Below are 22,377 nucleotides of genomic sequence, written 5' to 3'. Positions count from 1 at the left end.
GGGATCACGATGACAAGCACCACCCAGCCCGGACCGGTACCAGCCACAAAGCCTGGATCTCCCTTGGCACCGCCGCATCTTTCGCAGCTTGTGGCCAGCGCACCGGGGCGGCCAACCCAGGCGTCCTTTTCTCCGTTCGACGGCGGGGCCATCGGCGAAGTGCCCGTCTGCACTCCCGGCGACGTCGAGGCCGCCGTTGCCGGCGCCCGGGCAGCCCAGCGCAAGTGGGCCGCCGTTCCCCTCAGGGAGCGTCGCGCCGTCGTCGGGCGCTTCCGCAGGCTGCTCCTCGAGCGCGAAGCGGACATCCTCGACCTCGTGCAGCGGGAGAGCGGCAAGTCGCGGCTCAATGCGTTTGAGGAACTGGCTGATGCCGCCCTCACGGCGGCCTATTACGAGCGCAACGCCGAACGGTACCTGCACCCCGCCCGCCGCACCGGGGCCGCACCGGGCCTGACACGGACAATGGAGTACCGGATCCCCAAGGGCGTGGTGGGCGTTATCAGCCCGTGGAATTATCCCCTCACCCTCGCCATTTCGGACGCGGTTCCCGCCCTGCTGGCCGGCAACGGGGTTGTGCTCAAACCCGATTCGCAGACCCCGTTTACGGCGCTGCTTGCCCTGGAACTGCTGCAGGAGGCCGGGCTTCCGCAGGATCTCTTCCGGGTTGTCACCGGGCCGGGACCGGTTCTGGGGTCCGCGATGATTGGCTCCGTCGATTTCCTCATGTTCACCGGTTCCTCCGAAACCGGGAAGACTGTGGCCAGGCAGTGCGCCGAGCGGCTCATCGGTTTTTCCGCTGAACTGGGCGGTAAGAATGCCATGCTGGTCCTCGCCGACGCGGACCTGAAGAAGGCAGCCCGGGGTGCGGCGCAGGGCTGCTTCTCCAATTCCGGCCAGCTGTGCATCAGCATGGAGCGGATCTACGTGCACCGTGCCGTTTTCGAGGAATTCCTGGCTGTCTTCACCCGGCAGGTGGAAGGGATCCGCCTGGGCGCGGGCACCGGCTGGGACATCGACATGGGCTCGCTCACGGGTCAAAAGCAGCTGGAAAGGGTGACCGCCCACGTCCAGGACGCGCTCGCCAAGGGAGCCAGGATCGTGACCGGCGGCAGCGCCCGGCCGGATCTGGGCCCCTTCTTCCACGAACCCACCATCCTCACGGACGTCACGGAGGGGATGCTGGCGGCCCGGGAGGAAACGTTCGGGCCCGTGGTCAGCATCTACCAGGTAGAGCACGACGACGAAGCGGTCGCCCTTGCCAATGATTCCCGCTACGGACTCAACGCCAGCGTCTGGTCCGCCCGGCACGGTGAATCAGTGGCGCGCCGGGTGATGGCCGGGACGGTGAACGTGAACGACGGCTACTCCGCTGCGTGGGCCTCGCACGATGCGGCGATGGGCGGGATGAAGGACTCCGGCGCCGGGCGCCGGCACGGCAGGGAAGGCATCCTGAAGTACACCGAGGCCCAAACAGTGGCCGTGCAGCGGCTGTTCCCGGTTGGCGCTCCTCCAGGGGTGTCCAACGAGCGGTACACGCGGCTGGTGAAGGGTGCGCTCAGGTTGATGGGCCGGTAGCCCGCGCCTGGAAGACACCGGCCGCCGGGCGCCCGGCCGGAGTTGCGGGGCGCCCGGCTGGAGAGCACGACGGCGGGGCCTGGGGGGGGTTTTCAGGCCCGCAGCAGCCGCTCCACGTCAGCGGCCTCCGGATACGCGGCCTGCGTCCCCTTGCGGGTGGTGGCCAGGGCGGCAGCCACCGACGCGAACGCGGCAGCTTCGGCAAGCCCATCGCCGGCGACAAGCCGCACTGCAACGGCACCGGTGAAGGCGTCGCCGGCGCCGGTGGTGTCAACGGCACGGACCGTGGTGGGAGCAATCCTGGCCACCCTGCGGTCCTCCGGCGCCAGCGAATCCAGCACCACCGACCCCTGCGCACCGAGCGTAACCAGGACCTGCTGGATGCCGTGTTCGGCAAACCGCAGCCGCACCATGTCCCAGTCGGCATCCGCCAGGTCAGGGCCCGGCGCAGCGGCACCGTCGCCCAGGAACAGCGCGGCTTCGTGGGCGTTGACCAGCAGGACATCGGTGAGTGCCGTCAGTTCCTCCGGCACCCCGCCATACGGCGAGAGGTTCAGCAGAACTGTGGCGCCGGCGTCGTGCCCTGCCCGGGCGGCGGCCAGCACAGTGTCCATGCTGACTTCAAGGCACAGGCACACCACGGCTGCCTCCGCCATGGCATCAGAGGCCTCCGCCACGTCCACCGGCGACAATGTGCCGTTGGCACCGGCCGAGATGATGATGTTGTTCTCGCCACTGGCGTCCACGGCGATCACAGCAACACCGGTAGGTTCCGGGGAAGTCCGCACATGGCCGACGTCGACCCCCGCGCCCGCGGCGGAGGACAGCAGCATGTTGCCGTTCGCATCCTCCCCCACGGCTCCGACGAGGCTCACTTTCCCGCCCAGGCGGCTTGCTGCGACGGCCTGGTTGGCGCTCTTGCCGCCCGGGTTCACGGCGAACCCGTTGCCGTGCACGGTCTCGCCGGGAAGCGGGAGGCGTTCGCAGTAGATGGTCAAGTCCGCGTTCAGGGAGCCGACGACGGCGATTCGGCCCGCGCTCCCAGCTGCGGCGTTCACTCGGCCACCTCAGCCTCAACCGGCTTGGGGATCAGCAGCGAGGCGGCGAACGCGGCCACGGTTAGGGCGAGGCCGACCACCACAACGGTCAGGTAGGACGCCTTGGCATCCCCGAGCGAAGCGGTGGCCACGAGCACGGCGGGCAGGATCAGGAAGCTGAGGCCCGCGCCGAGGTTGAAGGCGCCGGCGTTCATGCCGGGCAGGAAGCCGGGGTTGCCCGCGGGCGAGAGGACAACGCCGAGTCCGTTGAGCATGATGTTGACCGTACCGGCGTACATGATGCCCAGCAAGACGGTGCCGGCAATCATCAGCGGCAAACTGTTCAGGCCGAGGAACGCGATGACGGCAAGCGCCGCGATGCTGCCCAGGAGGCCGATACGGAGCACCCTGGTGTAACCCAGCACGGGGGCGAGTTTGCCGCTAAGCGGCCCCACCACCCAGCCCAGCAGGGCATATGGCGTGAGGATAATGAGCGACATTTCCGTGGGTCCGATCCCGAAACCCGGGCTGGCCGCCTGCACGTACGCGGGGACGATGCCGTTGATGACGGCGAAGATACCGGTCATGGTCAACGTGGTGGTTAGCAGGGGCGCCCAGGTGGAGCGCTGGCGCAGGTGCACCGTTTCCACCATGGGCTGGCTGGTCCGTTTTTCCGTCCGCCAGAACAGGTAGAACGCGACCGCGGACACCAGTACCAGCGAGAGGCTCAGCATCAGGGTGCCCGATGAGAAGCCGCCCACCAGCTTGGCTCCCTCGTTGAGGGCGGTGAGCAAAGCACCGACGGCCACCACAATGAAGAACACGCCAAGCCAGTCCATCCGGGTGCCTGCGGCCGGCTTGCTTTCGCCCGCCAGGAAGGTGATCAGGGCGGTGGCTACCAGCGCCAGAACCACCATGAGCCAGAAGATGCTGCGGAAGCCGTAATGCTCGGCGAAGTACCCGCCCACAAAGGAGTCGACGCCCGCCACGCCGCCGTTGACGGCCGTGATGAGGCCCATCAGGATGCCGTACTTCCGCGGGTTGCTGACCGCGGAGCGCAGCATGATCAAACAGAGCGGCACGGTGGGGCCGCTGACGCCCTGGATGATGCGGCCCACGAAGAGCCAGGTGACGTCAGGGGCGAGGGCCGCGATGACCGAGCCGGCGGCCATCAGCAGCATCATGCCCACGAGCACCTTCTTCCGTCCCATGATGTCGCTCAGACGGGGCAGGAACAGGGAGAACAGGGCGGCTGCGGTGAAGAACCAGGTTTGGGAAAGGCCGATAACAGCCTGGTCAGTATTGAGCTCCTCGCCCATGGTCACCAGGGCGGGGCTGAGCATCGAAGCATTGAGCTGGAAGGCCACGCAGGCTGCCAGCAGGGCTGTCATCAGGGCGGTGACGTTGCCCCGGCTGGTTTTGGTTTCGGAGACGGTGGCAGTCATTTACTTGATCCCTCCCACTGTGGCGTGGGCACGTTCCTGGTGTTCGACGCCGGCCGGGCTGCCTCCGGCAGCCGGCTCACCGATGTTAACCAGTGCGTCCGTGACGAGGTTCCAGAACCTCTCGTGGTCCAGCTCCACCGCGACGCTCGTGTTGCAGTCCGCCGGTGCGGGGGCGCGGAAGTCGGCCACCGTCATGCCCAGGGTCAGGGTGCCCTGCAGTTCGATGTTTACCGGCACCTTGCGGGTGCTGATGATGGTGGGATCGATGACGTAGGCAACGGCGCACGGATCGTGCACCGGCGGGGCGTCGAAGCCCTGCGCGTCCTTGTAGGTGTGCGCAAAAAAATCCATCAGTTCGGTGACAAACCGGGCGGGCTTGGTGCCGATGGCGGCGATCCTTTCCACCACATCCGGGGTGGCGAGCGCCTGGTGCGTGAGGTCCAGGCCCACCATGACCACCGGCCACTTCTCGTTAAACACGATGTGGGCGGCCTCGGGGTCGATGATGATGTTGAATTCGGCCACGGCGCTCCAGTTGCCCACGTGGTAGCCGCCGCCCATGAGGACCACTTCCTTCACGCGTTCCACGATGCGCGGTTCCTTGCGGGCAGCCATGGCAATGTTGGTCAGGCCGGCAGTAGGGACCAAAGTGACGGTGCCGGGTTCGTGGGCCATGACGGTGTCGATGATGAGGTCCACCGCGTGGCGCGGGTCCAGCTCAATGGCCGACGGCGGCAGTTCCGGGCCGTCCATGCCGCTGTCCCCGTGGATGTCCGGGGCGGTTTCGATGCTGCGGACCAGGGGACGTCCGCAGCCGGCGGCAAAGGGAACACCGGTGATTCCGGCGATGGTGCCCACGGCCAGCGCGTTGCGGGTGACCTTCTCCAGCGTCTGGTTTCCCACCACAGTGGTAACGGCCAGCAGGTCGATGTCAGGGTTGCCGTGAGCGAGCAGCAACGCCACGGCGTCATCATGCCCGGGGTCGCAGTCGAGAATGATTTTCTTGCGTCCCGGGGATTCCTGGTTCAGGGAGTGGGCAGTGGGTTCCACGATGATCTCCACGTCATTGGGGCCCGCGCAGGGCGGGGAGCGAAAGCGTTCAGGAGAGATCATGGCACCGTAAGCAGCATCACGTCAAACGCTTGACGTAGCTGCAGGTCAAGCGCTTGATGCCAAGAGCCCTCACGGTTCCTTTGATTTCGACGAAACCAGCTTTAACGTTGCGCGGCGCCGTCGCTCCCGGAGTCCGCTTCTTCGGCCGGGCCGTGATGCCCGCTCTTGTGGCGCGCCTCCTGCAGGTGGTGTTCCAGCTTCTCTTCCGCGTCCCGCCGGCGCTGTCCGATGGTCCTCATCTGCTGCGTACTGGGTGCCGCATGCGCATGCTGGTGGGGGCCGAGGTCGCGCGCAGCGCCTCCGCTTGTATCGCTCATACCTGCATCGTCCCACTCGGGCGGCGCTTCAGGAAGAGGGCCGCCGTCCGCCTTCCCGGCGCCCATTTCGTAAAACAGGAAGTGCACACAAAATGCACTATGATGCACTAATGGATAAAAGCACATCTGCCCTTGCGGCTGTTATCGGCGGCCGCGTGCGGCAGGAACGGCAGTCACGGGGCTTGACCCTCGACCACCTCGCCGCGGCGGCGGGCGTGAGCCGCCGCATGGTGGTCAACGTTGAGCAGGGTGCCGCCAATCCGAGCGTGGGAACGCTGCTTCGCATCAGTGATGCGCTGGGCATCGGCCTGCCCGCTTTGGTGGATTCTCCGCGTCCCAGGCCCGTGACGGTCACCCGGAGTGGAGACGGCGCGGCCCTGTGGAGTTCGGCCTCGGGTGGCCGGGGTGTGCTGGTGGCCGGGACTGAATCACCGGACGTCGTGGAGCTCTGGGACTGGACCTTTGCGGCTGGGGACCGGCATGGGAGTGAGGCGCACGCGGCAGGCACCAAGGAGCTGCTCCAGGTCCACGAAGGGTCCGTCACGGTAGTGGTGGCCCACGAAAATTTTCTCCTCCAGGCAGGTGACGCCGTCTCCTTCCCGGGAGATGTTGACCATTCCTACGCCAACCCCGGCAGCAAACCGGCACGGTTCTCGCTGGCGGTTTTTGAACCGGGCGTCGGATCGGGACACCGCCCGGAGGAAAACCCCGCAGCCGCACTATCGGGCGAAGGAAACTGAAGATGCCTCAGCGAAGTGTTCCGGTCCCGCCATGGGGGTTAGCCGTCACGGCCATCCTGTCGGTCCAGCTGGGCTCGGCCCTGTCCGTGAATATGATCGAAGCCGTGGGTCCGGCCGGAACTGCCTGGCTGCGCCTCAGCATGGGCGCCCTCATCCTCCTGGCCATCGGCCGCCCGCCGCTGCGTTCCATCCGCCGTCCCGATGTCCTGCCGCTGCTGGGACTCGGGATCACCACGGGCGTGATGACGGTTGGGTTCCTCGCCGCAGTCGAACACATACCGCTCGGCACCGCCGTCGCCATTGAGTTCCTCGGCCCGCTGACGGTGGCCGCCATCCGCAGCCACAACCGGACAGCCCTTGCCTGGCCTGCCCTGGCACTGGCCGGCGTCGTCCTGCTCACCCAACCCTGGCAGGGCGATTTCAACCCGACGGGGGTGGCATGGGCCGCACTGGCGGCCTTCGGGTGGGGCTTCTATATTCTGCTCACGCAACGGATCGGCGACCGGTTCACAGGCATCGGCGCGCTCACGCTCACGGTGCCCGTTGCCGCGGTGGCGGCCGCCGTCGTCGGAATTCCGCAGGCCGCCGGCCACCTCACTACCGACATCCTGGTGGCCGCCGCCGGGCTGGCCATCCTGCTGCCGGTATTGCCGTTCGCGCTGGAGATGCTTGCCCTGCGCAGGATGACGCCCACCGCGTTCGGAACACTGATGGCCCTCGAGCCCGCGGTCGGCATCGTCCTTGGGCTGCTCATCCTGCACCAGCAGCCCTCGGCAATCCAGTTTGCCGGCATCCTGCTGGTGGTCCTGGCCGGAGCGGCAGCACAGCGCGGTGGCCGGCGCCGGCCAGGCAAAAAGCAGCCAGCCAGCCCCGCCGATCTCGACTTCGTGGGCTAGCAAATGTTCACCGGCCTGAGCGCTTTTCCCCTCACCCCGCTGGCCAATGATGCGGTGGACGAAACTGCATTCGTCCGCTTGGTGGAACGCCTCAGCGGGGCGGGCGTCGATTCCATCACCGCCCTCGGGTCCACCGGGTCCTACGCATACCTGAGTGGCCAGGAGCGGAGCCGCGTTGCCCGCCTGGCGGTTGAGCATGCCGGCTCCACCCCCGTGATTATCGGTATCGGAGCGCTCCGGACGTCGCAGGTACTTGCCAATGCGGACAGCGCGCAGCGGGCTGGCGCCTCGGGTCTGCTGCTCGCGCCGATGACCTATCAGCCCCTCACGGACGACGACGTTTTCGAGCTGTTCCGGGCGGTGACGGCGCACTCGTCGCTGCCCGTCGTCGTCTATGACAATCCGGCCACCACGCACTTTACGTTCACCACCGAGCTTTACGGGCGCATTGCCGAACTTCCCCGCATCGCCTCCATCAAGATTCCCGGCGTACCGGCAGGCCAGGAGCAGGCGCGGGAACGGGTCCAGGAGATCCGCGGGGTTGTCCCGGCCCACGTGACCATCGGGGTATCCGGTGATCCCCGGGCTGCTGCGGGCCTGGCTGCCGGGTGCGATGCCTGGTACTCCGTCATTGGTGGCACGTTGCCCGCACTCGCTCTGGGAATCACGCGCGCTGCCCGTGAAGGCCGGTTCGCTGACGCCTTTGCGGACTCTGAACGGCTGGCTCCGCTGTGGGAGCTGTACGCCGAGTTTGGCGGCAGCATTCGGGTGGTCACCGCGATCGCGGAGAACTTGGGGCTGGTAAGCAGGTCCTGCCTGCCGCTGCCCATCCAAGGGCTTACAGAGGAACAGCGCAACCGAGTGGCAGGGGTCGTGGGAGCACTCGCTTCCAGCAACTAGCGCTGCTTCCCGGGCAGAGCATGCCACCGGCGGCTACTACGATCAAAGTATGGAATTTGCCGACCAGCCGCAGCAGCCCGCGCGTTCGCGGCGGGTCACGGCCGCAATGGTTGCAGCCAAGGCAGGCGTCTCGACGGCCACCGTCTCGCTGGTGGCCAACGGCAAGACGGCGGGCCGGGTCTCGGAGGACAACGTTTCCAAGGTCCGGGAGGCCATTGCCGAGCTGGGCTACGTGGTGGACGGGATCGGCAGTTCGCTGGCCAAGGGCGTCAGCTCGATCGTCATCCTGGTGGCGCCCGACATCTCCAACCCGTTTTTCGCCAAGGTGATCGCGGGAGTGCGGGAATCCCTCGGCGCGCAGTACCAGTTGCTGCTGTCCGTTACCGAGGCGGGCGAGTTTCCCCAGGCCGACGACGTCCGGCGGTTGATGTCCCTCCGCCCGGCAGGGCTCCTGGTGGACGCACCCAACGCAGGCTTCCTGGAGGACCTCGGGTCACCTTCGCCGCTGGTCCTGCTCGATGCCCCCGGGCTGGAGGCGTACGCACCGTCGGTGAACCTGGACGTGGCCAGCGGGGCGCGGGAACTGGCGGCACATCTCGCCGAGTCGGGCCACCGGCAGGTGGCATACGTGGACAGTGTCACGGGCACCGAAACGTTTGCCCTCCGCCGGAAGGCCTTCCTGGAGGAGGTGTCCGGCCGCGGTGTCACCGTGGGCGAGGAACGCATTATTGGCACCACCATCGACGTCGGCGCGGCGGCTGCCGCCTTCGCCTCCGCTTGGCCGACGTGGCAGCGCGAGGGGGTAACTGCCGTCGTCTGCGGTACTGACACCCACGCCTACGGCGTGCTGCAGGAGGCGCGGGTGGCCGGGGTGCGCATCCCCGAAGAGCTGGCCGTGGCCGGCTTCGATGACCTGCCCTATTCCGCCACGAGCAATCCCGGGCTTACCACCGTGCACCTGCCCGCCACTTCCCTGGGGTTGAAAGCCGGGGAGCAGCTGCGCCGCCTGATGGAGGGCAAGGCCCTGGAACAGACCGGGGTCACGCTGGAGAGTTCGCTCGTGGTGCGCGGCTCCACAGTGGCGGCCAAGGCCTGACGGTTCGGCCCGCCGTCGTTCTTGCTGTAATTTTCAAGGCATGGCAGGCCGGTCGCTCTCCCGCAGCCAGTCATTGAATAACGCGGCGAGCTGCTGGCCCGAGGCTTCCTCCATCACTGCCTCGAAGTCTTCGCCGGTAGCTGACGAATCGTCATACCTGGCCAGCCATTCCCTCGCACCTGCAAAAAACGCTGTGTCCCCCACCTTCGCGCGCAAGGCGTGAAGGGCTGCTCCGCCACGGCGGTAAACCTGCTCCGCGAAGAGGTTGTCCCGTCCCGGTTCGGTAATATTAAGCGCCCAGAGGTTTTTCGTATCAAGCTCGGCAACAGTGTCGGTGAATTGCTTTGCCACTGTGGCTTTTCCCTGGTGTTCGGCCCACAACCACTCGATATACGTTGCCCAGCCCTCGTTGAGCCAGATGTCCTGCCAGTCCGCCGGGCTGACGGAGTTCCCGAACCATTGGTGCCCCAACTCGTGGGCTACCGTATTCTCGCTCGCCGCCTGCGAGTAGACCGGCCGCGTTTGGGTTTCCAGGGCATAGCCAACGGAATCGTCATCAACGATCGCGCCGAACGCCTCGAACGGGTACCGTCCAAACAGTTTTTCCAGGAAGGAGATCATCCGGGGCTGCAGGGCGAGTGAAGCGTTGGTCTCCGTGAGCGCTTGGCCCGTCACGCCGGCGTCGACAGCGTTGATGATCGGCAACCCGCGGGGTCCTTCGTCATAGGACAGGGCGTAATCACCCACGCTTGCCGTGGCCAGGTAGCTGGCCATGGGATCGGATGCCTCCCAGGTCCACGTCGTCCACCCCGACCTGGTTTGAGGTTTAGCCGCGGGCAGGCCGTTGGCCACGGCGGTCTTTCCTTCCGGGACGGTGATGCGGAAGGTGTAGGTGGCCTTGTCCTCCGGGTCGTCATTGACGGGATACCACGTGGACGCTCCTTCGGGTTCATTGGCTACGAGGGCGCCGTCGGCGGTGGTGACCCACCCGTACAGCGCCCCGGTGGCGTCGACGGGCCGACCGGTAACGCCGGCGTAATCGATGGTGATGGTGGCATTGTGGCCGGCCTTCAGCTTCGGCCGAAGGTTCACGGTCAGCTCCCACACGCGGTTGGCGTCGTCCCGCAGCTGGGACCATTCGGCAGGGACAGCGCCGTCCCCGGCGGTCCCCTGCTTCGCGTGCTTCCCGTCCACCTCTACTGCGCTGACCAAGAGGCCGCGCAGGTCGAAGTTGAGGGCGTCCAGATCCTGTGTGGCACGCAGGGTGATGGTGGCCTCCGCGGTGAGGTTACCTGCGAGCACGGCAGGGTCTGACGGCGGGGTGTACCGGAGATCGAGGTCGTAATGGAGGACGTCGTACCCGCCGTTACCGGCGTTGGGAAAGTAGGGGTCGCCGCTCCCGGGTGCTCCGGCGGCGTATTGCGGCGCATTATTTTGAGGCATCGCTTGCGCGGGAGCGCCAAGGCCGGCAGCAGTGGCTGTAACCAGCACCATGGCGGCCGCTATGGTGCTTGATGTTCTCATCAATATGGTCATTGTGGTGGTCCTGAAAGGGGCAGAAGCCGGGCGCAGGCCGCTTGAATCTGCCGTGCGGCAAGTAACGTCAGTGCCTTCGCGGCAACGAGACCGGTACCTGCGGCTCCTGACGCCGCTCCCCACAGTTGGGAAGAACTTAGGCCCCGCTGCCGGGCTTGTCAACGCTCAGCTGGAAACTCCCCGCGCCGCCCGGCCGGGGCGGGCGCCGGGAGGCTGCCTCGCGCCGCCGTCGTTCTGTCCCACCCCGGCCGTAAGCTGGAATCATGCCGAGTAACTGGGACAGCCTGGACGCGAGCCTCCGCGAGTCCGTGGAGCACAACGTGGAAATTTACGAGCGCGTCCGGCCTGCCTTGAAACTGGTGACCCGGGATGTCCTGCTGCTGATGCGGGACATGCTGAAGGACAGTGAAGTTACGCCGCTGTTCGTCACCGGGCGCACCAAAACGGTGGAATCGTTCAAGGAGAAGATTTCCCGGATTGAGGAGCCGCTGGAGCCCGGCGGCCCGCCGGTGCTGAAGTTCCCGGACCCGTTCCGGACCCTGAACGACATGGTGGGCATCCGCGTGATCACCAAGTTGCCGGCCGAGAACGCCGCGGTGGCCAACATCATCAAGCGCCAGCGGCAGCTGTTCGACTGCCGCGGTGACCGGGAAAAGGACATCGGTTCCATCGAGTCCGGCACTTACGGTTACTCCAGCCGGCACCTGATCCTGCGGACCATCCAGAACGAGGCCGTGAAGGAGTACCAGCAGGTTTTTAATCCGGACGCCCAGCCCAACGGCAGCTACTTCTTCGAATGCCAGATCCGCACGATTTTTGCCCACGCATGGAGCGAGATTGAGCACGACATCCGGTTCAAGGCCGAGGATCCCCGCGCCTGGTCACCGCACTTCGACCGGCAGTTCACGGCCACCGCGGCGATGCTGGAAACGGTGGAAACGGCGTTCGCAGACCTCCACGAACGCTACGAGGAAGTGCGCAGCTTCTGGGACATGGACGGCGAGGGGGCCGCGCCGCTCACGCCCAACCGGATCCGGGACGTCTGGCGCACGCTGCTGCCGCACGTGGACCGCAAGGTGGACGACGACTGGGGCTGGGCCGCCGAGCTCCTCGCCGCGCACGGCCTCAACCAGACCATGCAGCTGGCCGGCCTGCTGAGTGCCAACCGCATCACCGAAGTCCGCAAAGCCCTGGACCACCGCTACTCCCCCGGCCCGGACCGGCTGCTCGATGACCTGCTGCTCTGGCAGTACGGCACCAAGCACATCGACCTCACCGCCGAAGCGCCCGACGCCGTCCCGCACCCGCGGCGCGACAGCCTCCTGCGGCGGCTCAAAGAGATTGAGCGGTATCGGCTGACGAAGAAGTAGGAAGCGGGTTCCCGGGCGGAACTCCTTCGCGCGTCAAAGTTCGGCCGCCACCGCCCGCCGCGGGTACCGACCCAGCCAGGAACGGTCACGGGCGGGAGGAACTTGCCGGGACCAGCGGGGAACCGGCGTAGCTTCCTCCATGCTTAGTGGCGATCCTGCCGTGTCTACTTAGGATGGATCGGTGACTAATGAGCCTTCCCTGAATGACATTCAGCCCGCGGAGTTGCGGCCGGATGCTGAGCTACTCGTCGGCCTGTTGGTCTCACCCTCTTTGGCGGCGGCGTTCGGCCCGGACGCCGCCGCCGCAACACGCAATGATCTGATGCAGCAATACCCGGGGGTGCACTGGGAGCTGACGGTGGTTGAGGACAGGTTGGTGGATCCACCCACCGAGACGCTGGATCTGCTGGAGGCGGCCCGGGACCGGGTGCTGGAGGAAGGCTGGGACCTCGCCGTGGTTCTTACCGACCTGCCGCTGAAGGACGGCCGGCGCCCAGTGCTCACCCAGCTGAGCCCACTGCATTCGGTAGGACTGGTAGCCGTCCCCGCCCTGGGGGCAAGACACGTGCGGCAAAGAGCACAGGACACGACGGTGCAGGTGGTCGGGCAGTTGCTGGGCTACGACGCTGAGGACCTTGACGCTCAGCAGAATTTCACCCGGAAGGCCTTCCAGCTGTCCACCGATCTGGAGGAGCGCGCGGACGACAACGTTGTGCAGTTCACCGCTCGGGTACTCAGCGGCAACGTTCGGCTGCTGCTGGGCATGATCCGGGCCAACCGGCCGTGGGCCTTTGTGGTCCGGTTGTCACGGGCACTGGTGGTGGCAGCGGCCACCGGGGTGCTGACACTGGTTGCCTCCGACCTGTGGTTGCTGGCCCTGGCCTACGGACCCCCACGCCTGGGGTTGTTGGCGGTCATGGCGATCACGGCGGTGAGTGCCGCCCTGATTCTGGGAGGCGGATTGTGGGAACGCCCGCGGCGGCGTGCCCAGCGCGAGCAGGTAACCCTGTTCAATTTGGCCACCGCCGCAACCGTGGTCATCGGCGTCCTGGTGTTCTACCTGGCCCTGTTTATCCTGTCCCTGCTCGGGGCGTTCCTGCTCGTCGACGGGACGGTCCTGGCAGGTGTCGCAGGACGCCCGGTAAACGCGCTGGACTATGCAAAGATCAGCTGGCTTACCGCCAGCCTGGCCACCGTGGGTGGAGCACTGGGAGCGGGACTAACGGACGAGGACGTGGTTCGGGCCGCCGCCTACACGCGGTCCAGCACCTGACACTGCCCCAACGCAGGAGTCCCGGGCGCAATACTTCGCCGCGCCCCGGGGCAGCCAGGAGCATTCGCGCAACGGCCACCTTCCCCCAAAGGCGTTATGGGCCCCCACTAATTGCAGGTTTTTCCGCCTGTTGGCCGCTCAGAAGCCGAATATTGAAAAGGGCGCCTTCGATGCCTCTGTTCCCCACGATGGCCGCTGCAGGTAATCCTCCAACTCGGGGATGGTGATTCCGGCAGCCCTTGCCAACGCTGAGGGGGTGATGCCGGCGTTTGTGGCTGTTCTTAGTGCGGCGCATAGCTCTTCCTCAGCTGAATCCAGCTCCCACTGCAAGCGTTCGAGCCGTGCTGACGCAAGGGTTGCGTCTCTCAACGAGTCGGTTGAAGACTCTGCAGTCAGTTCTGGTCCCGTCGCGGCTACCCCTTGTGCATCTGGCTGAGCAGGCCTGGTGGGCGGAAGTTTGGCGGCCGGCGCTCCGTGAAATCCTGCGCGTCGGTGCTTGAGGTGCTCTGCTACGGCGGTCATTTTCATCCCCAGACGTTTTCGGGTTTTACTAGCTTGCCTAGTATTTAGGACATCGAGCAAATTGTCCAGCTATCCGTTTTTTATTCCGCCTTGGCTACTTCATGCATGGCGTCCCGCATCCGGTTCACAAAGTCGATGACGGTGGTGAGCTCGCCTGGGCCTAAGGAGCCGATGACGTCTGCAAGGGGCCGTCGGGCTTCCTCCAGGGCGCGTGCGTCCTCGTATTCAAACTGTTCCGTGTACTTGAGGAGCACAGCGCGCCGGTCCCTTGGATGCGGTTCTCTGGCTACGACTCCACGTCGGACCAGTCGGTCAACGAGGGTAGTGACAGAGGCTGAGCTGAGCCCGAGACTTACGGCGAGCTCCGTGGGCCGGAGCCCTTCCCCGGCCGAAGAAGCTTCCTCTATGTAGCGAAGGGCAAGGGAATCGGAGGCTCCGCGGTCCATGATGGGCCGGGTTCGCCGCAGCATAGAGGTTTCAGCCGCCCGGTATTCACTGAGGGCATTGAGCAGGTCGGTGAACAGGATCTGTTGCCGCCCGGCAACGGGGTGAGCATCAAGGCCTCCTGTCACAGACATCGAAACCACGTCCACTTCCTAGGTTGGCTACTTACATGCTTCTCAAGCAACCCAGCGTACCGGATTCGGAACGATCCGCTTGCCGGTTGAGCGTCCAGCTCCACGAGCGCTCGTGCAGGAGCCGCGAAGGAGGCCGAAATCGACAGACGCCGACGACTTGGCGAAGGAGACGGTCGCCGAGCGCCAGCTTTTTCACCAAGCCGGTTTACATTAGGTGAAATAGATCAGTTCTTGGGGGTACAAATAATGGCGTCCGTGGAACCAGGAAAAGCTGAGCTATTTTTGGATGAACACGGCGTTCTTCAGCTGAAGTGGGCCCGCAATGCCACTATCCGGTCAAGTGATGCTGAGGCGGCCATGCATATGGTCAATGAGCTTTGCGGACAGACTGAGTGCCCCCTGCTGGTGGACATGGCGACAATCTCTAAAGTCAGCCGCGGAGCCCGAGTTGTCTTCGCCCGCACCTGCCAGGCCTCACAAGTCGCGCTTCTGGGCGCTTCCCCAGTAGATAAAGTCATAGCTAACTTTGTTTTGGCCCTGAACCCGCCGACCCGCCCCAAGCGCTTTTTTACGTCCCGGACAGAAGCCATGGCATGGCTACTGACAGGCACCACAGTCTGACTTGCTTCCGCTCGGGATCCTCGGAAGACTCCGCTTCCAAGCGCGGTGTGGCGCGGTTTTGAAGGCCACCCGGAGGCTTAGGCCAGCTGGCCAGCTGCCGGGTGCAGGAAAGCTAGGCGTCGAAGTGGGTGCGGATTGTTGGATCCGCGGTCAGGGAGGCGACCACTGACGCTGCGACATCACGTAGCTTCGTGTTGCGGCTGTTCGAAGCGATTTTCAGGATCTTCATGGCGGCGTCCTGACTGCAGCGGTTTTGGGCCATGATTGCCCCGGCTGCAAGGTCGATGACAGTGCGCGATTCCATTGCCGCAGCAAGGTTGTTTTTGGCCTCAGCGAGCTGGGTGATGCGTACCGCGAGCCGGAGGGCTTTGGAGGCATGGTAGGCATAGGACTGGACGTTGTCGATGTCCTCGCCGCTGAATCCGTGGGAGCGGGTGGAGTACATGTTAAGGCCTGCTTCCGCTTCCCCCTCAAGGGCCAGCGGCACCGACAGGCTGGACCTGACCTTTTCCGCCAGCGCCGCTGCTGCATAGCCGCCCCACCGGCGTTCCGTCCGGACGTCCGGCACGTGGACCGCGCTCCCTTCGCTTATGGCCGTAAGGCATGGACCATCGCCGGCGCGGTATTGGATTTCATAGAGGCGGCGTGCGGCCCCTTCGCTGCTGGCAACCGTCACGGGCCTCTTTTGGCGCAGCAGGGTGATGCTGCAGAAGGCAACGGCAGGGTCCGAAAGTGTTAGAGCAGTGAAGTTCGCCAGTTCGTCCAGCATTGCCTTGACGTCCTCGGTCCTCAGTACGAGGTCCTGCAGATGATCGACGAGCAGCTCTGGCTGCAAGTGAAGTGGTTCCTGGGCCACGACTTGGCCTCATTCCTACTAATGCCCGTACGGCAGCCTTTGATGCGGGTTCCGAACCGACGTTGCGGCCGCCTGCAGCGCCCGAATATGAAGTCTGGTTTTTTAGCTGTTGCCGGTGTGGACGATGCTTTCCTGGTCCTCTTCATGGGCGGGGGCGTCGGCGAGGGCATCCGCGGTCAGGTCCATGTCCTCCAGGGCGGCATGCGTGTCAGCGGTGGTGGCGTTAGTGTCAGTCATGGAAGGTATTCCTTCGCTTCTGCCGGTGCTGTGTGACCAGGCGGGCGGCGTGCATGGAGTCGCGTCACGACTGTTCAAACCATGGCCGGATAGCTGGTGAGGATGTAGTCCGCAGCGGCAGGGCACTTCTTCATGCGCAGGCCTTCTCCCGGGCTGAGCCGTTGGGTCATTGCAGCCCAAAAGACGTGTTCAGGCTGTGGTTTCTGCTGCGACACGCAGCACCAGCTGGTGTAAAGGCCGTAAAGGGAGTCCCCGTCGAGGCTTGCGCCTGACTCGTGGTCTTTGTAGGTGGCTTCTTGAAGGAACTGGTCGAACTGTGAATGCGCCAATGTGGGGCTCTTTTCGCTACAGTGCAGGTCTCCGCCGTTCGGCTACAGCGGCCTTAACTCAAATGCCATGCACGGGGCATTGAGCGTACTGACTTACCGTTGCGTTTCTGACGCTTGGGCTTGTTACTGCCCGGTGAAGCAGATCATCCTGGCCAGCACCGGAAGGGATGCTACGCCAAAGCCGCTATGTTCGGTAAGCGCCGGGGGCCGCTTTAGGCGTGCTCGTTGCGCGCTCGATAAGGGTCTGCGTAATCAACTGTTCTCCTTTGGAGAATGTGAGCAGCCTGGACGGCCCCTGCAAACCCTGGTCCCTTTACTGAAACCATGTCGACAACTTCTCTACACTGTAGACTGTATGCGTAGACTAGGGGTTAAGCAAGCTTACGTATCGCCGTGTGGGTGGGCTTGGCGCTAAGTAAACAGGACGGATCCAATATGGCCTCTACTAAGAGTCGCGACGACCAAACTCCAAGCGGGCGGGGGCGTCTGAGCAGGGACATTGTGCTGAGAGCTGCTCTGGAGTTGGTGGACTCTGAAGGCCTCGATGCATTGAGCATGCGTCGCCTTGCCCAGGAACTCGGCTGTGATCCCATGAGCCTCTACCGGCACGCAGCGAACCGGGCGGCCCTGCTGGACGGCGTCACCGAGATAGTGCTGAACGAATTGGCAATTTTTCCCGATGACCCTGACTGGCAGGCACAGCTGCGCCGGATTGCCCATGACCTCCGGCTGTTGGCCCTTCGTCACCCCAACGTCGTGCCCCTGCTGGTCACCCGGCCGCTATCCACTCCCCTGGGCTTACGCCCACTGGGGACGCTTCGTCCGCTGGAACAAATCCTGGCGCTATTGACAGACGCTGGATTCGCCCCCGCTGACGCCTTGCACGTCTACCGCGCCTACTACGGATTCCTTTATGGTCACATCCTCAACGAACTCCAGGAATTCATCGTGGACCCGGACGAAAACGAGGCCATCCTGAGATTGGGCCTGCACCGCTTGCCGGCCAAAAAGTTCCCCCACCTCAGGGCACTGGGGCAGTCCTGGCAGACTACGACGGCGACGCCGAACTCGATCAAGGCCTTACTATCCTTCTCAACGGATTGAATGCCCAACTAAGGCAACTCCCCCACCGGGGATCTCCGGACCCGGATGGGGCCGACTCCTAGAGGTAGTTGTCACTCCTGACCAACTGCAGCCATGAGCTTCTTGCGGTGATGCATTGGCTGCGCGGATTTCGTCGTAACGCTTACGGGGCGTTAGAAGCCGTCATTGCTTCAACGACGGTCTTGGCGGTCGCGTACCCGTCGGCAATCACCTTGTCCGGATCCGCTGCTCGCAGCATCATTCCCAGCACGCCGGTCAGGATCAGAGCCACTCGTTCAGCGAGGGCTTGTGCCGCACCGGTACCGACAACGGGTATGGCGAGTTCGTGAAGACGCGTGGTGAGTAGTTCCGTGTCACTGCGCAAAGCCTCATCGAGTAGCTGACTCGGGTGGGGCGTTTCTGCCGCCACACTGAGGAACGCGCACCACCGGGCCGTTGCAGGCCCGGACCGATACCGGGCCAGGGCAGGGAAAACAGCAAGTAGCTTCTCCTTGGCCGTTAAGGCAGCACAGACTTCCCGCTGCCAGTCCTGGTCCCAGCGCGTCAGGCGACGTCGCAATGCCTCGACGATAAGCCCTTCCTTGTTCCCGAAATGGGAGTACAGGGTGGCGGGCGCAACGTTGGCCTGTTTGAGGATCACGTCGACGGGTGTCGCTGCGACGCCTTGGGTAAAAGCAAGATCTTCAGCAGCGTCGAGCAACCTTTCCCGCGCGCTGGGTTGTGCGGCCATGCTTCCATCCTATAACGTTCGTTTCAATGAAACGCGCGTTACAGACCCGTCGGTCGACAGCCCCTCGAATGTTCGCGATAAGTGCCGTTGCGCTGGTTGCGACAACCTATGGCCTGGCCCGATTCGGATACGGTCTCTTCCTTCCTTCCTTCTCTTCGTCCTTCGCGCTGACCCCGACCATCGCAGGTCTCCTCTCATCCGGCGCGTCGCTCACATACTGCGCTTCAGCCGGTTTTGGATTCCGGTACGCGCCCCGTCGGCCCCGCTTCGTAACCGTCCTCGCCGGCTCGACCGCAACCCTTGGAAGCGCGGGCATCGCGGCGGCTCAGGACACGATCTTCTTCATTTTCGCTGTGCTACTGGCCGGGATGGGGGCTGGCTTCGCATCACCTGCGCTGGTGGAACTCGTGCAACGCAACACGGCAACGGCCAAGCGAAACCAACTTCAGTCGATCGTGAATTCGGGCACCGGTTTCGGTGTCGTCGCCGCCGGCGGTATGGCCTTAGTGCTGGGCCCCTCGTGGCGGGCAGCTTGGATCCTCATCGCCGTCATGACTTTCATCGCCATGGTCGGCGTCCTTCGCTCGGACGCTTCTGACACCGAAGGGCTTAGTAAGACTGCGAATCACAATGAAGGGTCTGGTAGCGGAGCATCCAGCGTTCGAGACCTAGGTTGGCCAATCGCTGCGGCTTTCGTCCTCGGGCTTGGAAGCGCCGCCCTCTGGGTATATGGACCCTCACTCCTCGAGGACGACGGCGGGATGACTGTCGCAACATCCGCGATCGCGTGGATGGCCTTGGGGGCCGGTAGCTCAACCGCGCTCCTCCTGGCGCCCTGGCTCGCCCAGCACTCCGTCAGGACCACTTGGTATATAACCGTAGGTGCGACGTCGGCCGCCACAGTGGGATTCGCCCTGGTACCCACCAGCCCTGCGCTCAGCCTCGCTGCAGCAGGACTTTTCGGCCTCGCCTATACAGCAGCAACCTCAGCGCTCATCATCTGGGCCTCCCTTACAGCGGCGAACAGCGCTGCAGGAACGTCAATCCTTTTCATCAGCCTCGTTCTGGGCCAGGCCCTCGGATCAACAGTTATCGGTGCCCTAATTCAAGAAACCAGCCTGGTCTTTGCCTTCATTACTGCCGGAGCCCTATGCCTCCTCAGTGCTCTCGGAGCTACAACACAGCGGACAATTCCCGGACGTCGGCAGCAAGGAAAGACTCTTGAGCGCAGGATCAGGTGAACCCGTGGTGTCCGCTGGCTTGGGTGAAAGCTCCCGTGGCCATCCGGGCACCCGGACCGCTTCCATGAGTCAACGCGAAGGGTTGATATGGCCGGGATCGGGGCGTAGAGTCCACGACGTCGGAAGGGCAAGGAGCCGATCATGGGGCAACTGGTGGTCCAAGAGTTCGTCAGCGCCGACGGATTCGCCGCCGATGCCAACAACGATTTCACGTTCTATGAGTACTTGTCCGGCGGCACTGCCGAATTTGACCGCAGCCAACTGAAGTGGCTGGAGACGGTCGACACGATGGTCCTGGGGGCAAAGACCTACCGCGAATTCGTGGAGTACTGGCCAACGCCGGCCTCAGCACATGAACTCATTACGCCGGCGCTCAACGCGCTCCGGCGTATCGTATTCTCCAATCACCTTAAGAACGCCCCGTGGGGAGACATGCCGGAAGCACGAATTGAATCCGGCGACGCCGTAGCGGCAATCAGGAGAATCAAGGCCGAAGCGAAAGCCGACGTCGTCATTTGGGGCAGCCTGACCCTCGCCGGAACGATCCTGGCGGCGGGCGAAGTAGACCAGGTGAGACTGATCGTGTTGCCGGTAGCGATTGGTGCGGGACGGGGCGTGTTTCCTTTTGAGCAACGTCCACAAGTGTTGTCCCTGCAAAGTGCAACAACATATGACCAAGGGCTGATCGAGCTTGTCTATGGAGTCCCCGGGAAGGGTTCCGGGATTCACGCCGCGGATGCGTTGCCCGAGACATCCGGGTTCGACGAAAACTCCGGCAGCTGAAGGTTCGTAGCTGAACGCAGAGGGGCCCTGCATGCCAGAGACCTACTTAAGCGTCGATGACTATATCGCCGCGCAACCCGCTGAAACACGTCAGGTCCTGCAGGAAATCCGCAGACAGGTACACGAAGCCATACCCCACGCCGAGGAGAAGATCAGCTACGGCCTCCCCACCATCACCCTCCGGGGGCACTACGTCGTGTACTTCGCCGGCTGGAAACAACACGCTTCGGTTTACCCTGTGCCCCGCGGCGACGAACTTCTGAGGGCAGAAATGGCTCCCTATCTGGCGGGAAAAGGCACATTGAAGTTTCCGCTGGCTAAACCCGTTCCCTACAACCTCATCGGGAAAGTCGCCGCCCAGCTTGCCGCAGAAAGACATGGCGGGGCATGACCGCCGGTGTTTCTGTGACCGCTATGGGCGCCTGGTGTCTGTACAACTAATACTTGTCCGCGGGAAACTGACGCAATGCGGAAACTGGCCTTCGCCATGAACCTGAGTGTGGATGGCTACATCGCAGCGCCGGGGGGGGTGACATCGGCTGGAGCACACCGAGTGACGAGCTGTTCCAGTGGTGGTCCGATCGGGTGGGGACAACGGCGCTTGCCCTGTACGGGCGCAGATTGTGGGAGACGATGAGCTCCCACTGGCCCACCGCGGACCTACAGCCTGACGCCACACCTGCACGAATCCAATACGCCCGCCGCTGGCGGAACATGCCAAAGGTAGTATTTTCCTCGACGTCCACCACAGTCGACTGGAACACCCGCCTGGCCACGGGCGACGCCATTTCAGAGATCACCAGGCTCAAGGACGAGACCGGCGGCTTCATGGACATCGGCGGTGCCACCCTCGCCGCGGCCGCCATGCGGGCGGGGCTGATCGACGAGTACTCGATCGTCACCCATCCGGTCCTGGTGGGCGGCGGCACCCCGTTCTTCACAGCTCTGGACAGCTGGGTGAACCTCCGCCTGGTGGAGACCCGGACTTTTCCCGGCGGAGTGGTCTTGACCAGCTACGAGACCAGGCGCTGAGGCACGACGGCGAATCACCTGGACGCAGACCAGCGCCAACTGCGCACGGCTATGACGCCGAACGGCACACCCTGCCGTGATGGGCGGCGTCAGTTGCCCTTCCGATCAGTGTGCCGGCCGGTGAGCTTGTCCAAAAGCCGGTCCACCATGCCGACGCCGGGCCCCACGGTCTTGTGGAACAGCTCGGAGTGCGGCGCGCTGGGGTGCGGCCGGGTAGGCGCCAGCTTTTTGGCTTTCTGGACCTTCTCGCCAATATCGACCAGTTTTTCGCGCGGGATGTGCAGGCGGAGCTTCGGGAACTGTTCGGACTCTTCGTCGTTGGCGTGATGGGTCAGCTGCTGCTCCAGCTCCTGCACCAGGTCCATGAAGGCTTGGCCGGATGACTCGGCTTTCTCCAGCTTCTTCATCAGCTTGACGATTTCGTCGTGTTCCTTCTTGTCGTGTTCGACTTCCTCCGGCCCGTTGGGCACGTGGTCCCTGATCGCAGGATAGACGTACATCTCCTCCGCGACAGCGTGCCGCATGATTTCCGCGATCAGGGTATCGGCCAGGTCCCTGCGCTCGTCCCCATCTGGGGAGCTTTTGATCTGCCCGATCAGTGCAACCATGTCCTGGTGGTCACTGGTCAGGATGTCCACGACGTCCACATTGGGTCCGGCGGAATTGGAATCACTCATGAGCTGGGCCTCCTCCTGGATCGCTTCCCGTAAGCGACGTAAGAGGGTCAAGTTACCACGCGGCAGCAACCCGATCCATAGGTGGAATCCACCGCCTATGGACAGAAAATAGGGAAGAGTGCGGTCGCGGAAAAAAGGACAAGAGGGGCATCCGGAGCGACCACGGCGGTCGCTCCGGATGCCCCTCCAAGGGCCGGCACTCAGCACCGGCCGCGGAAAGTCCTGGTCAGTGGGCGCCCAGGAGGTGTTCGATGGCGAGTTGGTTGAGGCGGACGAACGCGAAGGAGCGTTCGGCTGCGGTGTCGGCGTTGAAGTCCTCGAAGGCGGTGGTGTCGGCCAGCAGGTCGGTGCCGGTTTCGCCGGCGGCGA

At 64.3% G+C, this 22,377-nt stretch carries 22 protein-coding genes and 3 pseudogenes; 13 read left to right on the top strand and 12 right to left on the bottom strand.

The features are described 5' to 3' along the window. Nucleotides 1-9 precede the first annotated feature (9 nt). Complete coding sequence (locus tag AC5RT4_RS10595) at nucleotides 10-1,575, top strand: succinic semialdehyde dehydrogenase (RefSeq protein ID WP_494105684.1); 1,566 nt, start codon at nucleotides 10-12, stop codon at nucleotides 1,573-1,575. A 92-nt stretch (nucleotides 1,576-1,667) separates the two neighbouring features. On the opposite strand, the gene AC5RT4_RS10590 is transcribed toward AC5RT4_RS10595, so the two are convergent. The 4 genes from AC5RT4_RS10590 to AC5RT4_RS10575 all read right to left on the bottom strand — a co-directional run bounded on the left by AC5RT4_RS10590 (nucleotide 1,668) and on the right by AC5RT4_RS10575 (nucleotide 5,487). Next, nucleotides 1,668-2,633: a ribokinase gene (locus tag AC5RT4_RS10590; protein WP_494105683.1), complete on the bottom strand. Its 966-nt coding sequence runs from the start codon at nucleotides 2,631-2,633 to the stop codon at nucleotides 1,668-1,670. After that, nucleotides 2,630-4,057 carry a uridine transporter UriT gene (uriT, locus tag AC5RT4_RS10585; protein ID WP_494105682.1) on the bottom strand — a complete coding sequence of 476 codons (1,428 nt, stop codon included), beginning with the start codon at nucleotides 4,055-4,057 and terminating at the stop codon, nucleotides 2,630-2,632. Before uriT ends, AC5RT4_RS10590 begins: the two co-directional genes overlap by 4 nt. Further along, nucleotides 4,058-5,170 (bottom strand): uridine-preferring nucleoside hydrolase UriH, encoded by a 1,113-nt coding sequence (gene uriH, locus AC5RT4_RS10580; RefSeq protein WP_494105681.1) that lies wholly within the window; start codon nucleotides 5,168-5,170, stop codon nucleotides 4,058-4,060. It abuts the gene before it with no gap. A 101-nt stretch (nucleotides 5,171-5,271) separates the two neighbouring features. Continuing rightward, nucleotides 5,272-5,487, bottom strand: coding sequence for a hypothetical protein (locus tag AC5RT4_RS10575; protein ID WP_494040317.1), 216 nt, complete (start codon nucleotides 5,485-5,487; stop codon nucleotides 5,272-5,274). A 110-nt stretch (nucleotides 5,488-5,597) separates the two neighbouring features. On the opposite strand from AC5RT4_RS10575, the gene AC5RT4_RS10570 reads away from it, so the two are divergent. The 4 genes from AC5RT4_RS10570 to AC5RT4_RS10555 all read left to right on the top strand — a co-directional run bounded on the left by AC5RT4_RS10570 (nucleotide 5,598) and on the right by AC5RT4_RS10555 (nucleotide 9,119). Then, nucleotides 5,598-6,227: a helix-turn-helix domain-containing protein gene (locus AC5RT4_RS10570; protein WP_494105680.1), complete on the top strand. Its 630-nt coding sequence runs from the start codon at nucleotides 5,598-5,600 to the stop codon at nucleotides 6,225-6,227. Nucleotides 6,228-6,229: 2 nt separating this feature from the next. After that, nucleotides 6,230-7,123 carry an EamA family transporter gene (locus tag AC5RT4_RS10565; RefSeq protein ID WP_494040315.1) on the top strand — a complete coding sequence of 298 codons (894 nt, stop codon included), beginning with the start codon at nucleotides 6,230-6,232 and terminating at the stop codon, nucleotides 7,121-7,123. A gap of 3 nt (nucleotides 7,124-7,126) precedes the next feature. Beyond that, entirely contained in the window at nucleotides 7,127-8,023 is an 897-nt protein-coding gene (locus AC5RT4_RS10560; RefSeq protein ID WP_494105679.1) for a dihydrodipicolinate synthase family protein, read from the top strand. Nucleotides 8,024-8,129: 106 nt separating this feature from the next. Next, entirely contained in the window at nucleotides 8,130-9,119 is a 990-nt protein-coding gene (locus AC5RT4_RS10555) for a LacI family DNA-binding transcriptional regulator (protein ID WP_494040776.1), read from the top strand. Between the two features lie 33 nt (nucleotides 9,120-9,152). On the opposite strand, the gene AC5RT4_RS10550 is transcribed toward AC5RT4_RS10555, so the two are convergent. After that, nucleotides 9,153-10,643, bottom strand: a complete 1,491-nt coding sequence (locus AC5RT4_RS10550) for a M1 family metallopeptidase (RefSeq protein WP_494105678.1) — start codon at nucleotides 10,641-10,643, stop codon at nucleotides 9,153-9,155. Nucleotides 10,644-10,918: 275 nt separating this feature from the next. On the opposite strand from AC5RT4_RS10550, the gene AC5RT4_RS10545 reads away from it, so the two are divergent. Together AC5RT4_RS10545 and AC5RT4_RS10540 are read left to right on the top strand one after the other, a co-directional pair. Continuing rightward, a complete protein-coding gene (locus tag AC5RT4_RS10545) occupies nucleotides 10,919-12,025 on the top strand; it encodes a GTP pyrophosphokinase (RefSeq protein WP_494105677.1) in 1,107 nt (368 codons plus the stop codon). A gap of 181 nt (nucleotides 12,026-12,206) precedes the next feature. After that, the gene (locus tag AC5RT4_RS10540) at nucleotides 12,207-13,298 is read left to right on the top strand and encodes a hypothetical protein (RefSeq protein WP_494040312.1); all 1,092 of its coding nucleotides are present in this window, start codon (nucleotides 12,207-12,209) and stop codon (nucleotides 13,296-13,298) included. A gap of 602 nt (nucleotides 13,299-13,900) precedes the next feature. On the opposite strand, the gene AC5RT4_RS10535 is transcribed toward AC5RT4_RS10540, so the two are convergent. Next, nucleotides 13,901-14,398, bottom strand: a complete 498-nt coding sequence (locus AC5RT4_RS10535) for a MarR family transcriptional regulator (protein ID WP_494105780.1) — start codon at nucleotides 14,396-14,398, stop codon at nucleotides 13,901-13,903. 255 nt (nucleotides 14,399-14,653) lie between these two features. Between AC5RT4_RS10535 and AC5RT4_RS10530 the strand changes: the two genes are divergently transcribed. Further along, nucleotides 14,654-15,019, top strand: a complete 366-nt coding sequence (locus AC5RT4_RS10530; RefSeq protein ID WP_494105676.1) for a DUF7793 family protein — start codon at nucleotides 14,654-14,656, stop codon at nucleotides 15,017-15,019. A gap of 112 nt (nucleotides 15,020-15,131) precedes the next feature. Here the strand turns inward: AC5RT4_RS10530 and AC5RT4_RS10525 are convergent, their stop codons facing one another. From AC5RT4_RS10525 to AC5RT4_RS10515, 3 genes are all read right to left on the bottom strand, one after another. Further along, nucleotides 15,132-15,875, bottom strand: a complete 744-nt coding sequence (locus AC5RT4_RS10525) for a GAF and ANTAR domain-containing protein (RefSeq protein WP_494105675.1) — start codon at nucleotides 15,873-15,875, stop codon at nucleotides 15,132-15,134. A 102-nt stretch (nucleotides 15,876-15,977) separates the two neighbouring features. Next, complete coding sequence (locus AC5RT4_RS10520) at nucleotides 15,978-16,112, bottom strand: hypothetical protein (RefSeq protein WP_494105674.1); 135 nt, start codon at nucleotides 16,110-16,112, stop codon at nucleotides 15,978-15,980. A gap of 74 nt (nucleotides 16,113-16,186) precedes the next feature. After that, on the bottom strand, nucleotides 16,187-16,441 hold the full coding sequence (locus tag AC5RT4_RS10515; protein WP_494105673.1) for a hypothetical protein: 255 nt from the start codon (nucleotides 16,439-16,441) through the stop codon (nucleotides 16,187-16,189). 435 nt (nucleotides 16,442-16,876) lie between these two features. On the opposite strand from AC5RT4_RS10515, the pseudogene AC5RT4_RS10510 reads away from it, so the two are divergent. Beyond that, a pseudogene (locus tag AC5RT4_RS10510) lies at nucleotides 16,877-17,607 on the top strand (TetR/AcrR family transcriptional regulator C-terminal domain-containing protein). An 80-nt stretch (nucleotides 17,608-17,687) separates the two neighbouring features. Here AC5RT4_RS10510 and AC5RT4_RS10505 read toward each other — a convergent pair. Continuing rightward, complete coding sequence (locus AC5RT4_RS10505; RefSeq protein ID WP_494105672.1) at nucleotides 17,688-18,275, bottom strand: TetR/AcrR family transcriptional regulator; 588 nt, start codon at nucleotides 18,273-18,275, stop codon at nucleotides 17,688-17,690. A gap of 68 nt (nucleotides 18,276-18,343) precedes the next feature. On the opposite strand from AC5RT4_RS10505, the gene AC5RT4_RS10500 reads away from it, so the two are divergent. The 4 genes and pseudogenes from AC5RT4_RS10500 to AC5RT4_RS10485 all read left to right on the top strand — a co-directional run bounded on the left by AC5RT4_RS10500 (nucleotide 18,344) and on the right by AC5RT4_RS10485 (nucleotide 21,331). Beyond that, nucleotides 18,344-19,516, top strand: coding sequence for an MFS transporter (locus AC5RT4_RS10500; RefSeq protein WP_494105671.1), 1,173 nt, complete (start codon nucleotides 18,344-18,346; stop codon nucleotides 19,514-19,516). Between the two features lie 141 nt (nucleotides 19,517-19,657). Continuing rightward, entirely contained in the window at nucleotides 19,658-20,299 is a 642-nt protein-coding gene (locus AC5RT4_RS10495; protein ID WP_494105670.1) for a dihydrofolate reductase family protein, read from the top strand. 31 nt (nucleotides 20,300-20,330) lie between these two features. After that, the gene (locus AC5RT4_RS10490; RefSeq protein ID WP_494105669.1) at nucleotides 20,331-20,690 is read left to right on the top strand and encodes an iron chaperone; all 360 of its coding nucleotides are present in this window, start codon (nucleotides 20,331-20,333) and stop codon (nucleotides 20,688-20,690) included. A 75-nt stretch (nucleotides 20,691-20,765) separates the two neighbouring features. Then, nucleotides 20,766-21,331 (top strand): annotated as a pseudogene (locus AC5RT4_RS10485) (dihydrofolate reductase family protein). A gap of 89 nt (nucleotides 21,332-21,420) precedes the next feature. Here AC5RT4_RS10485 and AC5RT4_RS10480 read toward each other — a convergent pair. Then, the gene (locus tag AC5RT4_RS10480; RefSeq protein WP_494105668.1) at nucleotides 21,421-22,008 is read right to left on the bottom strand and encodes a hemerythrin domain-containing protein; all 588 of its coding nucleotides are present in this window, start codon (nucleotides 22,006-22,008) and stop codon (nucleotides 21,421-21,423) included. A 226-nt stretch (nucleotides 22,009-22,234) separates the two neighbouring features. After that, a pseudogene (locus AC5RT4_RS10475) lies at nucleotides 22,235-22,377 on the bottom strand (xylose isomerase); the annotation flags it as partial.

The sequence above is a fragment of the Arthrobacter sp. sptzw42 genome (assembly GCF_059089685.1).
Note: the sequence above shows the minus strand (reverse complement) of the source record. Positions and strands in the feature narration are given on the sequence as shown.

Excerpts from the sequence above, each read along its gene's own strand:
- AC5RT4_RS10555 (WP_494040776.1), top strand. The coding sequence starts at position 8,130 with ATGGTTGCAGCCAAGGCAGGCGTCTCGACGGCCACCGTCTCGCTGGTG.
- AC5RT4_RS10595 (WP_494105684.1), top strand. The coding sequence starts at position 10 with ATGACAAGCACCACCCAGCCCGGACCGGTACCAGCCACAAAGCCTGGA.
- AC5RT4_RS10495 (WP_494105670.1), top strand. The coding sequence starts at position 19,658 with ATGGGGCAACTGGTGGTCCAAGAGTTCGTCAGCGCCGACGGATTCGCC.
- AC5RT4_RS10500 (WP_494105671.1), top strand. The coding sequence starts at position 18,344 with ATGTTCGCGATAAGTGCCGTTGCGCTGGTTGCGACAACCTATGGCCTG.
- AC5RT4_RS10490 (WP_494105669.1), top strand. The coding sequence starts at position 20,331 with ATGCCAGAGACCTACTTAAGCGTCGATGACTATATCGCCGCGCAACCC.
- AC5RT4_RS10545 (WP_494105677.1), top strand. The coding sequence starts at position 10,919 with ATGCCGAGTAACTGGGACAGCCTGGACGCGAGCCTCCGCGAGTCCGTG.
- AC5RT4_RS10570 (WP_494105680.1), top strand. The coding sequence starts at position 5,598 with ATGGATAAAAGCACATCTGCCCTTGCGGCTGTTATCGGCGGCCGCGTG.
- AC5RT4_RS10575 (WP_494040317.1), bottom strand. The coding sequence starts at position 5,487 with ATGAGCGATACAAGCGGAGGCGCTGCGCGCGACCTCGGCCCCCACCAG.
- AC5RT4_RS10550 (WP_494105678.1), bottom strand. The coding sequence starts at position 10,643 with ATGAGAACATCAAGCACCATAGCGGCCGCCATGGTGCTGGTTACAGCC.
- AC5RT4_RS10565 (WP_494040315.1), top strand. The coding sequence starts at position 6,230 with ATGCCTCAGCGAAGTGTTCCGGTCCCGCCATGGGGGTTAGCCGTCACG.
- AC5RT4_RS10535 (WP_494105780.1), bottom strand. The coding sequence starts at position 14,398 with ATGTCTGTGACAGGAGGCCTTGATGCTCACCCCGTTGCCGGGCGGCAA.
- AC5RT4_RS10560 (WP_494105679.1), top strand. The coding sequence starts at position 7,127 with ATGTTCACCGGCCTGAGCGCTTTTCCCCTCACCCCGCTGGCCAATGAT.
- AC5RT4_RS10520 (WP_494105674.1), bottom strand. The coding sequence starts at position 16,112 with ATGACTGACACTAACGCCACCACCGCTGACACGCATGCCGCCCTGGAG.
- AC5RT4_RS10505 (WP_494105672.1), bottom strand. The coding sequence starts at position 18,275 with ATGGCCGCACAACCCAGCGCGCGGGAAAGGTTGCTCGACGCTGCTGAA.
- uriT (WP_494105682.1), bottom strand. The coding sequence starts at position 4,057 with ATGACTGCCACCGTCTCCGAAACCAAAACCAGCCGGGGCAACGTCACC.
- uriH (WP_494105681.1), bottom strand. The coding sequence starts at position 5,170 with ATGATCTCTCCTGAACGCTTTCGCTCCCCGCCCTGCGCGGGCCCCAAT.
- AC5RT4_RS10480 (WP_494105668.1), bottom strand. The coding sequence starts at position 22,008 with ATGAGTGATTCCAATTCCGCCGGACCCAATGTGGACGTCGTGGACATC.